Source organism: Mycobacterium sp. NPDC003449 (assembly GCF_053588415.1).
Genome location: NZ_JBSFPX010000185.1, coordinates 1 through 15,004, shown reverse-complemented (window position 1 = coordinate 15,004; position 15,004 = coordinate 1). Strand labels below are relative to the sequence as shown.

Sequence of the window (15,004 nt, the reverse complement as noted above, 5' to 3'; positions counted from 1 at the left end):
CAAACCCTTGCGGCGTACCTCGGTGAACGGCCCGGCGAGGACCGGATCATTGATCACGTGATCGCCACCACGACACTCACATTGGGGGACGACTGATGCTGTCCGGTAAGGCCGCCATCGCCGGCATCGGCGCCACCGACTTCTCCAAGAACTCCGGCCGCAGCGAGCTTCGGCTGGCCGCGGAGGCCGTGCTCGACGCCCTCGCCGACGCCGGCGTGTCACCGTCCGACGTCGACGGCCTGGTGACCTTCACGATGGACTCCAACCTGGAGACCGCGGTGGCGCGGTCCGCGGGCGTCGGTGAACTGAAGTTCTTCAGCCAGATCGGCTACGGCGGGGGCGCCGCCGCCGCGACCGTGCAGCAGGCGGTCCTCGCGGTCGCCACCGGCGTCGCGGAATGTGTGGTGGCATACCGAGCTTTCAATGAGCGCTCGGAGTTCCGGTTCGGCCAGGTGATGACGGGCCTGACCGTCAACGCCGATTCCCGTGGCGTCGAATACAGCTGGTCCTACCCGCACGGGCTGAGCACGCCCGCCGCGTCGGTGGCCATGATCGCCCAGCGGTACATGCACGAATACGGGGCGACGAGTGCGGACTTCGGTGCGGTGTCGGTGGCCGACCGTCGACACGCTGCGACCAACCCGAAGGCGCATTTCTACGGTAAGCCGATCACCATCGAGGACCATCAGGGCTCCCGGATGATCGCCGATCCGCTGCGGCTGCTGGACTGCTGTCAGGAAACCGACGGCGGGGTGGCCATCGTCGTCACCACTCCGGAACGGGCCAAGGACCTCAAGCAGCGGCCGGTGACCATCGAAGCGGCCGCCCAGGGGGCGGGTGCGGATCAGTTCACCATGTACTCCTATTACCGCGACGAGCTCGGGTTGCCCGAGATGGGGCTGGTCGGCCGCCAGCTGTGGCAGCAGAGCGGGCTGTCCCCCGATGACATCCAGACCGCGGTCCTCTACGACCATTTCACCCCGTACACACTGATCCAGCTCGAAGAACTGGGCTTCTGCGGTAAGGGTGAGGCCAAGGACTTCATCGCGGATGGTGCGATCGAGATCGGCGGCAGGCTGCCGATCAACACCCACGGCGGGCAGCTCGGCGAGGCGTATGTGCACGGTATGAACGGCATTGCCGAGGGTGTGCGCCAGCTGCGCGGCACCTCGGTCAACCAGGTCGACGGTGTCGAACATGTCCTGGTCACGGCCGGCACGGGCGTGCCGACCTCCGGGTTGATCTTGGGATAAACGCGCGTCATAACCCCCTTGCGGCACGGTAATCTTTGCTAGAGATAGCGGGACGCGTGGAAGGGGGGCGGTGGCGTGGGGATCATGCCCGACAGCAGCCCGTATGGGTCGCAGACGGTGATGGGGCCGGGCTGGCCGAACGTCGATGAGGAACAGCTGACGGCCGCGGCGGCCTCCTACGAGAAGATCGCCGCCAACATCAGCGGCAACGTCGTGCCTGCCCAGACGAGTCAGCTGTCGAAGCTCTCCGAGGTGTGGCAGGGCTCCGGGTCGGTGGCGGCGTCGGGCGAGGCGACGACGATGATCGCCGGCCACGAGGCGAATGCCGCTCAGGCCCAGGCGATCGCCCTGCAGCTGACCACCATGGCTGGTGCCGTGGTGCAGGCCAAGATGGCGGTCAACGCGGCCGCGAAGGAAGTGCAGGCCGAGGTCGAGGCGCTGCAGAAGGTGCCGTTCGCGAACATGCAGGCGCTGATCGAGAGCCGGGTCAAGGCCGGGCTCGCGCAGAACGTCGCCACCGTCAGTGCCGGCGCGACCGAGATGGCCAGCGGGGTCGGCACGGTGGCCAACGCGCCCCAGTTCGGCACCCCGCCCACCGCCCAGGCGCAGCAGGCCGGTCAGCAGGGCATGCAGCAGATGATGCAGATGATGGGCCAGCTGCCGCAGATGCTCGGCCAGATCCCGCAGATGCTCGGTCAGGTGCCGCAGCAGATGATGCAGCCGTTGCAGCAACTCGCGCAGCCACTGCAACAGCTGACCTCGATGTTCGGTTCGGCGGGCAAGGGCGGCACGGGCGGCGGCCCTTCACCGTTCTCGGCGTTCTCCAACCATCCGCTGGCCGGCGGCTCCGGCCCGAGCGGCGGTGCGGGCATGGTCAAGGCCGCGGGTCTGCCCGGCGGCGGGGGCGGGTCCAGCCCCCAGACACCGCTGATGGCGAAGTTGGTGGGCGGCACGGCTCCGGTGGCGGTCGATCCGGGGGCCAGCAGTGCCGCGGTAGGCGTCGCCCCGGTGGCGGCCGCGGGCGCGATGGGCGGCGGCATGGGTGGTGGCGGCATGGGCGGCATGATGGGGCAGCGCGGCACCAGCGGCGGAACCACATCCGGACTCGCGGTGCCCGCGCCGCTGGATCACGACGTCGACGAGGACGAAGATGACGATGAATGGTGAGCCGGCCGGGCCGCTCGACCGCATGCTGAACCCAGAAGGAGATGCCCGGTGAACGCACCGTTTACCTCGCCCGGCGCACTGAATTGGTCGGCCGCGCCGATCCAGCTGCCCGAGATGCCGAACATCCCACCCGGCGAGGACGCCATGAGCATGACGATCGCCGGGCTGCTGCCGACCATGGCCGCCTCGCTGACCGCCAACGTCACGGCGCTGTCGGCCAAGGAGAACATGTTCAACGGCAAACTCGGTGACGCCCAGGGCGCCTACGAGAACGCCGATCAGGCGGGTCAGCAAGGTGTCGGGCAACTGGGCCAGATGATGGGCCAGCTCGGTCAGATGGGCCAGATGGCCGGTGCGCCGGCACAGGCGGCGGGCCAGATGGGCGGCCAGTTCGGCTCGCTGATGGAGCCGCTCATGAAGGCCATGGAGAGCGCCAAGGGCGGCGGCTCGGGGGAGGGCGGGGCCCCGGGTGCCGGCGGGCCCGGCGGCGGCGCACCGACGGGTGGGCCGAACCCACAACAACAGCAGGACGAGCGCGAAGCCAAGCTCAACGAGCGCGACGCCAAGCAGAACGAGCGGGAGACCCAGCAGAACGAGCGCGACGCCGCGCAGGACCGCCGCGAGGCCGGGCAGGATGCCCGCGAGGCCCGACTCGACGGGCATGCCGGGGCGGGTGCGTCCTCGACCGCCGCGCCGCAGGCGCCCCCAGCTGCGTCCGCCCCGCCCGCGGCATCGGCACCGCCTGCTGCGTCGGGGCCGAGCGAGAGTCGGCCAGCGGCACCCGGACCGGTTCCGGTCTCCCCGCACGAGACTCCGCGCTACTCGGGTAGCGAGGATTTGTCGCGGCGCATGTAAACCTTTCAGCAAAGGTCTAGGCATTCTGTCGGGCCTTCTGAATCGGTTGCTGAATCTGCATCAACGGGAACGGGCACGTGAGCGGTGCGGGTAAATCAGGGCCGTGGATATCGCGTGCGAGCAGGCCATATAGTCGATCAAACCAGGAGTAAACAGGCCTAACGCGACGATGGATCCCGTGCCGTGCAAGCGTGCCGTCGGGTGATGTATTTGCGGATGCAAACGTTGCCCGCCGCCAGCCGTTTTTACCGTTGACTGCAAGTTTGGCAAATGCCTACTCTCGGCTCTGAGGCTGGGCATGACTTCCTGGTCCGCATGGGATACGGGGGAAGGTCGTACACGCATGCAGAGATTCATGGTGGCCGCACGCATCGATCAAGCGGGATCGGATCCCTCACGCGACCGATTACCGAACGGGTGAGATGGACGCGCTTTCCGCCGACGGCGTCGAGATGGCCGGCGCTCACCTGCCGGGTAACGGTAACCGGGGCAGTGAATCTCGACTGTTCTCCAAGCCGCGCAGTCCCGTCCCGGGCTGGGCAGTGTCTGCGCACGGCGGTGGGTGGGTGGAGTCCTGTGACGAAGCGGTCGATGGCCTGAGCCTGCTGCGCGATACCCGCGTGCTGATCGTCGACGACTGCACGCTTTATCGCGATTATCTGGCCGGTGTGCTGGCCTCGCCGGGAGGCGCGGCCGCCCCGGCCGTCGCGTGGGACCTGCCCTCGTTGATCGCATCGTTCGACGCCACGCTGCCGCGGATCATCCTGATGAACATGGCCACCCGTGACAGCGCGGTACTGCTGCGGCAGGCGCTGAACTTGAGCCCGCACACCCGAGTTGTGGTGATGGGTGTTTCCGAGGATGACGAATCCGAGATCGTCGCGTGCGCCGAAGCCGGCGTGGCGGGGTATCACCTGCGCACCGATTCGCTGGATGACCTACTTGTATTAATACACAAGGTTGCTGCGGGGGAGTCGATATGTTCGCCGAGGGTGTCGGCGATACTGCTTCGACGGTTGTCCGCGCTGGCCTCTCAGCGTCAGCCGGCGGCCAAGGAACTAGTTCTGACGGCCAGAGAGATTCAGATCCTCAGGATGTTGGAACTGGGTCTGGCGAATCGCGAGATCGCCGACGAGCTCTGTATCGCGATCCATACCGTCAAAAACCATGTCCACAGCCTGCTGACCAAGCTCGATGTGAGCACTAGGGCCCAGGCGGCGGCGGTCGCGCGAACCATCTTGCCCGCCGCGGATTTACCGGAGAACTAGTCGGGGCCCAGTCCCGGATTCAGTCCTGGATTCAGTCCGAAAATCGCTCTCTTGGCCCATGTACCAACGGCTTTCGGTCCCGGATAGTCAAAGGGTGTTTGCTAAGGGGGACCGCAAAGCGTCGCTGGCGGCCAAGTCGGCTGGAGGCCGGTGATGTGCGGAATCATCGCGTGCCGGACGCAACGACCGGCGGTGGACTACCTGCGGGTGGGGCTGCGCAGGCTCGAATACCGCGGCTACGACTCCGTCGGGGTCGCCTTGCGGACCCACGATGGCGATATCGTCCGGCTGCGTACGACGGCCCGTATCGGGGCCCTGGAGGGGCTGCTGGACGAGTGGACCGGCCCGCGGTTCGACGGACTGGGCATCGGCCATACCCGGTGGGCCACCCACGGTGCGGTGACCGAGAACAACTCACATCCGCACGTCGACTGCACCGGCCAGATCAGTCTGGTGCACAACGGAATCATCGAGAATGCCGACCCCCTGCGGACCGAGCTCGCACTCGACGGGCACACCTTCGCCTCGACGGTCGACAGCGAGGTGCTGTGCCACCTGATCGAACACGAGGGCAGGTACTGCGGGGATGTCGTCGAGGCGGTACAGCGTGCCCTCGCCAGGGTCAAGGGATCCTGGGCACTTGCGGCGCTGGAGCGGTCCACCGGCCGAATCGTGCTCGCGGCCTGTGGTTCCCCGTTGTTGGTGGCCCACACCGACGAAGGAGACTTCGCGGCGAGTGACATCGCCGCGATCGCCGACTGGGTGGACGAGTTCCGGGTCCTCGACGACGGCGATGTCGTCGAGCTGACGAACTACGACCGGTGGAGCCGGTTCGGCGTGGATGTCGCCCCACCGACCGTGACCCGCTGTCTGTGGCAGACCCGGGATGTCGAGTTGAACGGCTACACCGACTACATGGCCAAGGAAATCGACGAGCAGCCCGAGGCGGCGGCCCGGGTACTCGATGAGCTGGTCGACGGGATCGCCACCGGCGCGGTCTGGAATCAGCTCGGGCTGCCGCCGTTCGAACGCCTGCGGGTGATCGGGTGCGGCACCTCGCTGAACGCCGGGAACGTGCTCGGCAACCTGGTGCGCAGGCTGGGCGGTGTGCCGGTGACCGCCACTGTGGGAAGCGAAGCCGCCGAGGAGGTTCCCGACGCCCGGCAGCTGTGCGTCGCGATAAGCCAGTCCGGGGAGACCGCCGATGTGCTGCGCGCCGTGGAGTCTTCGGCGGTGGGGGAGTCGCCCCTGCTGGCGCTGACCAACAACTCGCAATCCACGCTGGCCAGGTTGGCGGACGCCGTCATCGGATTCCCGGCCGGCCCCGAGATCGGGGTGGCCGCGACGAAGACCTTCGTGTGCCAGCTTATTTCCGGTACGGCGCTGATGATTTCGGCACTCGTGTCGATGAAACGGTTGTCCAGCCGGACCGCACGTGGATTGGTCGACGATCTCCGGTGCCTGCCGGAGCAGCTGGCCGCGGCCGGCACGGTCGCCAAATGTGCGGTGCCACCGCTCGTCGACGGACTCGTCTCCGCCGACGGATTCATCTTCATCGCCCGCGGATCGGGCCTGCCCTACGCCGCTGAAGGCGCACTGAAGCTCAAAGAGCTCACCTACCGGTGGGCCGAGTACTGCCCGGCGGGCGAGCTCAAACACGGACCGCTGGCGTTGGTCGGCCCGGGAACTCCGGTCGTCGTCATCGACAACGGCGAGCCGAAGCTGGCCGCGAACGTCGCCGAGGTGGCGGCCCGCGGTGGCCGGGTCATCACCATCGGACCTGCGGGAAGCTGTGTGCCGGTGATCGAGAATCCCGGCGCGGCATGGGGACCGATCGCGGCGACCATACCGCTGCAGATACTGGCCCGCACCCTGGCGCTGGCCCTGGGCCGCGATGTCGACAAGCCACGCAACCTGGCCAAGTCGGTGACCGTCGAATGAACGCGATCGTGAGCGCCAGGAACATCACGTCTCCCGATACCGGAGCCGTCGCCGACGTGATCGAGGACTTCGTCGCGGCCGCAGATAGCTGGCCCGACCGCGCCGCCCTCGTGCACAACGGGACCGCCGTCACCTATCGCGAACTCGCGCGGCGGGTCCGCGATGGCGCCATGCGCTATCGGGCGGACCAACCCGCCGGAGCCGGCCGGTCCGGTCACATCGGCGTGCTGGTATCGCACACTCCGGCGGTGGTGGAGCAGCTGCTCGCCATCCTGGCCGCCGGCCGCACCTACTGCCCGATCGACGCGGACCTTCCCGAGGCCCGCAAACGGGCCCTCGCGGAGGCGCTCGGGGTGGATCGTGTGGTCGCGGCGGGGCGAACCCACCACGAGGCGGCGGAACCGGAGGTCGAAACACCGCGGCCGCCATGGCAACCGGACGATGCGGCCTACGTGTTGTGCACCTCGGGTTCGACCGGGGCACCGAAGCCGGTGGCGGTCTCCCGGCATGCCCTGGCCGTCACGGTGCGGGCCCTGCGCCGGCTGTTCGGGTTGACCGCTGAGGACCGCGTGCTGCAATTCGCCTCCCTCGGCTGGGATACCTGCCTGGAGGAGGTCCTGCCCGCGCTCACCGCGGGTGCCGCGGTGGTCTTCGACGACGCCGCCCATTCCCACTCCTTCCCGTCCTTCGTCCGCATGCTGGGCGAACGCCGGATCACCATGCTCGACCTACCGACGGCGTTCTGGCACGAGCTCGTGCTCTACCTGCACGAGGAGCGGGCCACCCTGCCGGAGTGCGTCCGGCTGGTGGTGATCGGCGGTGAGCGGGTCGACCGGACCCGGATGGGGCAGTGGCGTGCTCTCGAACTCGCGCAGGTCAGCGTGCTCAACACCTACGGATGCACCGAGACCACGATGGTGACCCATGCGGTGCGGCTGAGTGGTCCCGGGGCCGATCCGGAGGTCGCGGCGGGCGACGCCGAGATCCCGATCGGGCGTCCGCTGCCCCATGTGCGCGAACACATCTCCGGCGACGGAGAACTGTCGGTATCGGGTCCCGCTCTTGCCACCGGCTACCTCGGGCTGCCGGAACTCACCGCGGCCGGATTTCCGGTCGCCGACCATGGATCCGGACCGACGCGGTGGTTTCGCACCGGGGATCTGGTGGCCCGCGGTGACGGCGGCCTGCTGTACTCGCGCGGTCGCACCGACGAGCAGGTGAAAGTCCTCGGTGTCCGGGTGCATCCGGCCGAGGTCGAGGCGCAGTTGAACACCCATCCCGCGGTCGGTGGCGCCGTCGTGGTCGGTGAACGGCGGCTCGGCCGCACCTCGTTGACGGCCTACGTCGTCGCGGTCGGCGCGACCAGTCCCGGCGCGCTGAAAGATCACCTACGTCAGCGCCTACCCAGCCAATTCGTGCCGAGCAAGGTCACCTTCGTCGCAGGGCTCAGGTACACGTCCACCGGAAAAGTCGATCGGGCGGCAACGGTACACGCCGCAGCCAACAGCAAAGGAGCGGGCCGATGAGTGCCGGCCACATCGTTCAGATCTTCCGTAGGGTCCTCGACACCGTCGAGGTTCATCCACACTCCGATTTCTTCGAACTCGGTGGTGACTCACTTCTGGCCACCCGGGTGCTCAGTGCGATCGCACGCGATTTCGCGACCGAGCTGACCTGGGAGGACTTCATCGAAAACCCCTCGGCGGAAGGGTTGTTCGCCAAAGTCGCCGCCACGGTGCCATGACCAGCGACGGGTTGCGGGTGGTAGTCGTCGGCGCCGGCCTCGCCGGGCTCACGGCGGCGCTGGATCTGTCCGCGGCGGGTGCGCGGGTGACCGTGCTGGAGGCGCGCGACCGGGTCGGCGGCCGGGTGCACGGCATCCCGATATCCGCGGGTGTCGTCGCCGACGGCGGCGCGGCCTATCTGGGCGTGCGGCACACCGAACTACTGGCCCTGCTCGGCGAATACGGGCTTGATGTGGTCTCCACGGCGATGGCCGGGGACAGCACGTTCCTGTTGTCGGACCGTCCGATGACGACGTCGGGCCGGATCCCGCCGCTGGATGCGGTCGCACTGGGTGACCTGTTCGATCGGCTGGAGGAACTCGTCGCGCAGGTCGAGCCGAACGCGCCGTGGCAGAGTGCGCATGCGGGCCGGCTCGATCGGCTGACCGCCGCGCAATGGCTCGCCGATGAGGTCGCGCACCCCGACGCGCGGACGTTCTTCCCGCTGTTCATCGGTGAGATGATGGCGGCCGACCCGGCCCGAATATCGATGCTGCACATGGCATTCTACCTGCGCTCGGGCGGGGGTATCCGGTATCTCAACGCCTTCGAGGGTGGCGCCCAACAGTGGCGGATCGCCGGCGGCGCGCATCTGCTGTGCCAGGCGCTCGCCCGACGACTCGGTGAGCGGGTGAAACTCGGCCAGCCGGTGCAGGCTATCGAGCAGAATGCCGAAGGAGCTGTGGTGCGGTCCCTTTCGCCACTGGATGGCGCTTTGTCCGAGCACCTGGCCGACCGGGTGGTCGTGGCGGTACCACCGATGCTGGCGCAACGGATCGACTTCCGGCCCGCGCTGCGTGCACCGAGGGCGACGCGGGCCACCGGCCGCGGATGCGCGGTGAAGGTGCACCTGGGTTATCCGGCCCCGATCTGGCGTGAGCACGGTCTGTCCGGCTGGTCGGTGAGCGCCGACGGTCCGTTGTTGTCCACGGTCGACGATTCCCCGCCCGATGAATCCGCGGGAGTGCTGACCGGATTCGTCACCGGGGCAGCGGCATCGGCGTTCTCCGCGCTGCCGACGGCGGGGCAACGCGATGCCGCGTTGGCCCACGTCGCCCGGCTGTTTCCGCGGTTGCCGCTGCCGATGCGGTGCACGGTCACCGACTGGCTGACCGCGAGGTACAGCAGGGGATGCTACGCCGCGCTGTTCGGCCCGGGTGACTGGCTGAGGCTGGGCCCGACGCTGACCGAACCCCACGGCCGCGTCCACTGGGCGGGCACCGAGACCAGCCTGGAGTTCTTCGGCCTGATGGAGGGTGCGATCAGGTCGGGACGACGCGTCGCAGCCGAAGTGCTGGACGGCGCACCGACCCACGGCGCCGAACCGGCGACCGTTTCGCGAAAGGTCCTGACGTAGTGACAACACTCAGCGAAGTATCCAGCCGGATCGGCTTCAGCCCGGCCGCCGATCAGCCGTATTCCTATGTGCGCACGGAGTTGTGCGAACCGGATTGGCGACGCTACCCGGGCTGGGCGGCCGTCACCGATACCGAGTGGTACGACCCGCAATGGCAGCGCGCGCACTCCATGAAGAACATCGGGCAGCTGCGCGCGGTGGTGGGCGACCTGCTGGACGAGCGCTTCTATGACGATCTGGCAGCCGACCAGCGAGACCGGGCGACCATGTCGATGTTGCTGCCGCCTCAGATGCTCAACACCATGGCTCCGCACTGTGCGCCGGAACGCCGCTGGCTCACCGAGGCCTTCTACAGCGATCCGATCCGGCGCTACATGTTGCCGGTGCTCAGCGACCGTGACCAGGAGTGGATCTCACACCCCTACGCCGAACGAGATTCGCTGCACGAGAGCGAGATGTGGGTGGTCGAGGGGCTGACCCACCGATACCCGACCAAGGTACTCGCCGAACTGCTGTCGACCTGCCCGCAGTACTGCGGGCACTGCACCAGGATGGATCTGATCGGCAACTCGACCCCGTCGGTCAGCAAGGCCAGACTGAGTCTGCAGCCGGCCGACCGGCAGGCCCGGATGCTGGACTACCTGCGGGCCACACCCACGGTGCGCGATGTCGTGGTGTCCGGCGGCGACGTCGCCAATGTGCCGTGGCCCCGCTTGGAATCGTTCGTCCTGCAGTTGCTGGAGATCGACACGATCCGCGACATCCGGTTGGCGACCAAAGCGTTGGCCGCCCTGCCACAGCACTGGTTGCAGGACAAGGTGGTCGACGGCGTCAGCCGCGTCGCCGGGCTGGCCTCGGCCCGAGGCGTCAACCTCGCATTGCACACCCACATCAACCATGTGCGGTCGGTGACTCCGTTGGTCGCATCGGCTACCCGGGCGCTGCTCGACGCGGGTCTGCGGGACGTGCGCAATCAGGGGGTGCTGTTGCGCGGGGTGAATGCGAGCGCCGCCGACCTGCTCGACCTGTGCTTCGCATTGCAGGGCGAGGCCAACATCCTGCCGTACTACTTCTACATGTGCGACATGATCCCGAATGCCGAACACTGGCGGGTCGCCTTGTGGGAGGCCCAGCAGCTGCAGTTGGAGATCATGGGCTATCTGCCCGGTTTCGCGACACCGCGAATCGTCTGCGATGTGCCCTACGTCGGTAAGCGATGGGTCCACCAGGTGGCCTATTACGACCGTATCCGCGGAATATCGCACTGGAGCAAGAACTATCGAACCGGGCTGGACGAAATCGACGTCGATGCCCTGAACCGGGTCTACCAGTACTACGACCCGATCGGCACGCTGCCGGAATCCGGACAGACGTGGTGGCGACAAGTCCGCGGTTGCCCAAGTGGGGCACCGGTTTCCGTGCAGTAGCGCAGTTCATGGGGGTGAATCATGCAACAGATCGAGATTGAGCCGAGACCCGTCGATCTCGGCTCGGACAACGGGATCGGCGGTGACACCGTCGCCGCACCGAACCTCACACCGAGCCTCATGCCGAGCGAGGTGTTCGCGCGCACGACCTGGCAGCGCCGGTACATGGCCAAACTGCGGCTCACCGACGGTCTGGTGGTCTGCCTGGCCGTGGTTCTGGCGCAGTACATCCGGTTCGGAACCACGGCCTCGGCCGATGACTACTTCGTGTACTTCGTGCCGGGCTTCTCCGTGGTGTTCATCGTCGTGTGGCTCGCCGCCCTGGCCGGAAGCCACACCCGCTCTCCCCGGATCATCGGCTCCGGGGTCGAGGAGTACCGGCGCGTGGTAGCCGCGTCGCTGTGGGCGTTCGGGGCAATGGCCATCGTGGCTCTTCTGTTCCAATTGGACGTCGCGCGGGGCTATCTGGCGGTGGCACTGCCGACCGGGATCCTGGGGCTGGTGCTGAGCAGGTCGTACTGGCGGGGCCGGTTGGCCCGCCGCCGCGCCGAAGGCGACTACCAGACCGCCGTACTGGCCATCGGTGAGCTCGACGCGGTGCAGACCCTGGCCGGCGAGTTGACCCGTGAGGCGGCCGACGGCTACCGCATCGTAGGGGTAGGCGTACCGGGCTACGGGGCCGCGCGGGGTGAACAGATCACCGTCAACGGACTCGCCATCCCGATCATCGGCGGGGAGACCCAGGTGCTGGAGGCGATCCGTAGCTGCGGTGCGGACACGGTCGCGATCGCCGGAACGGAGCATTTCGGGGTCCGCGGGATCCGGCGTCTCATCTGGGATCTGGAGCCGATGGGGGTCGATCTCGTCGTGTCCACCGGCGTGATGGACGTCGCGCTGTCCCGGCTGGTGATGCGGCCGATCGCGGGGCTTCCGCTGCTGCACATCGAGAAGCCGCAGTACCTCGGCGCCAAACGGTTCCAGAAGCGGGCGTTCGACGTCTGTTTCGCCGCCGCGGCACTCGTCGCGACCCTGCCGATCCTGATCGGCACGGCCATCGCGATCAAGGTGAGCAGCCGCGGGCCGGTGTTCTATTCGGCCGAACGCATCGGCATCGACGGTATGCCGTTCTCGATGACGAAGTTCCGCACCATGGTTCGGGACGCCGACAAGCAGTTGGCCGCCCTGTTGGGGGCCAACGAGAGTGACGGTCTGCTGTTCAAGATCCACGACGATCCACGTGTCACCACGGTCGGCCGGATGTTACGGCGCTTCAGCATCGACGAACTGCCTCAGTTCCTCAATGTGTTACGGGGCGAGATGAGCGTCGTCGGTCCCCGGCCGCCGTTGCGGCGCGAGGTGGAGGCCTACGACTGCGATGTGCTGCGCCGGCTGTTGGTGAAGCCGGGGGTGACCGGTTTGTGGCAGGTGAGCGGGCGGTCCGATCTGTCCTGGGAGAGAGCGGTCCGTCTGGACCTCTCCTACGTCGACAACTGGTCGATGATCCAGGACCTGGTGATCATCGCCAAGACGTTGCGGGCGGTATTCCGGCGCACCGGGGCGTACTGAGGTCGTCATGGACGATCGGTTGAATGTGACGGTTCTCGGGATCAACTACTCTCCGGAACCCTTTGGTATCGCCCCGTATACGGCCGGACTGTGCCGGGGGCTGGCGAATCGGGGCTACCGGGTCAACGTCATCACAGGGATGCCGCACTACCCGCAGTGGCGGTTGGCGGCCGAGTACCGCTGGAAATGGACATCGGTCGAGACGATCGACGATGTGCCCGTGAAGCGCGTCAGGCACTCGGTGCCCAACGGCGCGTCAAACCTTCGCCGGCTGCTCATGGAGGCGACCTTCGGGGTGCGCGGTGCCGCATCGCGGTGGCATCACCCCGATGTGGTCATCTGCGTCACGCCGGCGCTGATCTCGACCGCCGCCCAGTGTCTGCGGCAGCGGGTGTCCATGCACCACAGGCCTGCCCTCGGGGTGTGGGTTCAGGACCTCTACGGAGTCGGGCTCAGCGAGACACAGCGCCAGGGATCGGCCGCGGCCAGGCTCGCGGGTGGTGTCGAGGGCCGGGTCCTGCGCGCAGCCGACGGCATCGTCGTGGCGCACGACCGGTTCCGCCGTCAACTGGTGTTCAACCTCGGGGTGGAGCCCGCCAGGATCACCACCATCAAGAATTGGACCCACGTCAGGCCGGGCGATGCCGCCGACCGGTATGCCAGTCGGAGACGCCTCGGCTGGGCCGATGACGAGACAGTGGTTCTGCACGCCGGGAACATGGGTGTCAAACAGGGTCTCGAAAACGTTGTCCGGGCCGCCGGAATCGCCGACGAGCACGGGCTGAACCTGCGGTTCGTCCTGATGGGTGACGGCAACCAGCGGAGCGCACTCGAGGCGATGGCCGGTCGAACCGGACGCCTGGAGTTCCGGGATCCGCTCCCGCAGAACGAGTTCGTCGACGCGCTGAGAGCCGCCGACATTCTGCTCGTGAACGAGAAGCCAGGAGTGGCCGAGATGTCGGTGCCGAGCAAGCTCACCTCCTACTTCCAGAGCGGGACGCCGGTTCTTGCCGCGATCAGCCCGGACGGCAACGCGGCAAGGGAGATCGGGGACGCCAGGGCCGGGATCGTGATCGACGCGGGTGACCCGGCCCGGCTCGTCGAGGCCGCCGCGGCGCTCGCGGGCGATACCGCGATGCGGACGGCGTTGGGAACGAACGGAATCGAATACGCGGCGGCCGAGCTCAGCGAGACGGCGTCGATGGAGAAGTTCGACCACTGGATCAACCGAATGATGGCCGGACAAGCGCAGAGAGTCGAGGTGGCGTCATGACCAGGGTGGCACTGATAACCGGAATCACCGGTCAGGACGGGTCGTATCTGGCCGAGCTGCTCCTGTCCAAGGGGTACGAGGTCCACGGTCTGATCCGGCGGGCGTCGACCTTCAACACCGTGCGGGTCGAGCACATCTACCAGGACCCGCACCGGCCCGACGCCAGGCTGTTCCTGCATTACGGGGATATGTGCGACGGTGCGCGACTGTCGATGCTGTTGAGCCGGATCAACCCGGACGAGGTGTACAACCTCGCGGCGCAGTCCCATGTCCGGGTGTCCTTCGACGAACCCGAGAACACCGGCAACATCACGGGTGTCGGTTCGGTCCGGCTGCTGGAGGCGGTGCGCATGGCCGGCCTGTCCTGCAGGTACTACCAGGCGTCCAGCTCGGAGATGTTCGGCGCCTCCCCGCCGCCGCAGAGCGAACTCACGCCGTTCTATCCGCGATCGCCGTACGGCGCCGCGAAGGTGTACTCGTACTGGATCACCAAGAACTACCGCGAGGCCTACGGGATGTTCGCCGTGAACGGGATCCTGTTCAATCACGAATCGCCCCGTCGTGGAGAGACATTCGTGACCAGAAAGATCACCCGTGCGGTCGCCCGGATCAAGGCGGGCGCGCAGAGCGAGTTGTATCTGGGCAACCTCGACGCCGTACGCGACTGGGGCTACGCGCCCGAGTTCGTCGAGGGAATGTGGCGGATGCTGCAGGCCGAGGAACCCGATGACTATGTGCTGGCGACGGGGCAGGGACACACCGTGCAGGAATTCGTCCGGATCGCGTTCGACCGGGCCGGTCTGAACTGGCAGGAGCATGTCAGGTTCGACGAGCACTACATGCGACCCACCGAAGTCGATGCACTGATCGGAGATTCCTCCAAGGCCGCCCGCCTGCTCCATTGGAAGGCCGAGGTCTGCGCGCCCGAGCTCGCCGGGATCATGGTGGACGCCGACATCGCGGCCTTCCGATGCGCGGGAACGCCCTGGGTGGACAAGCCGGCACTGGTCGGCTGGGACTAGTACTACAGCCGCACTTATGGGGAGGCGCCTCTGGCTGCGTAGTGGCATCGGCGGGCGCGGGCTTGGTGGCGGCGTCGCCAGTGTGACCAGC

The 15,004-nt window shown here is 67.4% G+C and carries 12 protein-coding genes; all 12 read left to right on the top strand.

The features are described from left to right. Window positions 1–95 precede the first annotated feature (95 nt). Complete coding sequence (locus ACWDTP_RS31630; protein ID WP_450027165.1) at window positions 96–1,253, top strand: lipid-transfer protein; 1,158 nt, start codon at window positions 96–98, stop codon at window positions 1,251–1,253. A 75-nt stretch (window positions 1,254–1,328) separates the two neighbouring features. After that, a complete protein-coding gene (locus ACWDTP_RS31625; protein WP_450027164.1) occupies window positions 1,329–2,420 on the top strand; it encodes a hypothetical protein in 1,092 nt (363 codons plus the stop codon). A 48-nt stretch (window positions 2,421–2,468) separates the two neighbouring features. Continuing rightward, window positions 2,469–3,275 carry a hypothetical protein gene (locus tag ACWDTP_RS31620; RefSeq protein WP_450027163.1) on the top strand — a complete coding sequence of 269 codons (807 nt, stop codon included), beginning with the start codon at window positions 2,469–2,471 and terminating at the stop codon, window positions 3,273–3,275. A 422-nt stretch (window positions 3,276–3,697) separates the two neighbouring features. After that, the gene (locus tag ACWDTP_RS31615) at window positions 3,698–4,543 is read left to right on the top strand and encodes a LuxR C-terminal-related transcriptional regulator (protein ID WP_450027162.1); all 846 of its coding nucleotides are present in this window, start codon (window positions 3,698–3,700) and stop codon (window positions 4,541–4,543) included. Window positions 4,544–4,696: 153 nt separating this feature from the next. After that, entirely contained in the window at window positions 4,697–6,484 is a 1,788-nt protein-coding gene (gene glmS, locus ACWDTP_RS31610) for a glutamine--fructose-6-phosphate transaminase (isomerizing) (protein WP_450027161.1), read from the top strand. Beyond that, entirely contained in the window at window positions 6,481–8,010 is a 1,530-nt protein-coding gene (locus ACWDTP_RS31605) for an AMP-binding protein (protein ID WP_450027160.1), read from the top strand. The genes glmS and ACWDTP_RS31605 overlap by 4 nt, the downstream gene beginning before the upstream one ends. Continuing rightward, a complete protein-coding gene (locus ACWDTP_RS31600; protein WP_450027159.1) occupies window positions 8,007–8,228 on the top strand; it encodes an acyl carrier protein in 222 nt (73 codons plus the stop codon). Before ACWDTP_RS31605 ends, ACWDTP_RS31600 begins: the two co-directional genes overlap by 4 nt. Beyond that, the gene (locus ACWDTP_RS31595; RefSeq protein ID WP_450027158.1) at window positions 8,225–9,625 is read left to right on the top strand and encodes a flavin monoamine oxidase family protein; all 1,401 of its coding nucleotides are present in this window, start codon (window positions 8,225–8,227) and stop codon (window positions 9,623–9,625) included. Before ACWDTP_RS31600 ends, ACWDTP_RS31595 begins: the two co-directional genes overlap by 4 nt. After that, window positions 9,625–11,052 (top strand): KamA family radical SAM protein, encoded by a 1,428-nt coding sequence (locus ACWDTP_RS31590; RefSeq protein WP_450027157.1) that lies wholly within the window; start codon window positions 9,625–9,627, stop codon window positions 11,050–11,052. The genes ACWDTP_RS31595 and ACWDTP_RS31590 overlap by 1 nt, the downstream gene beginning before the upstream one ends. Window positions 11,053–11,073: 21 nt before the next feature. After that, entirely contained in the window at window positions 11,074–12,618 is a 1,545-nt protein-coding gene (locus ACWDTP_RS31585; protein ID WP_450027156.1) for a sugar transferase, read from the top strand. A gap of 7 nt (window positions 12,619–12,625) precedes the next feature. Further along, window positions 12,626–13,891, top strand: coding sequence for a glycosyltransferase (locus ACWDTP_RS31580; RefSeq protein WP_450027155.1), 1,266 nt, complete (start codon window positions 12,626–12,628; stop codon window positions 13,889–13,891). Next, window positions 13,888–14,913, top strand: coding sequence for a GDP-mannose 4,6-dehydratase (gmd, locus tag ACWDTP_RS31575; RefSeq protein ID WP_450027154.1), 1,026 nt, complete (start codon window positions 13,888–13,890; stop codon window positions 14,911–14,913). Before ACWDTP_RS31580 ends, gmd begins: the two co-directional genes overlap by 4 nt. Window positions 14,914–15,004: the final 91 nt, after the last annotated feature.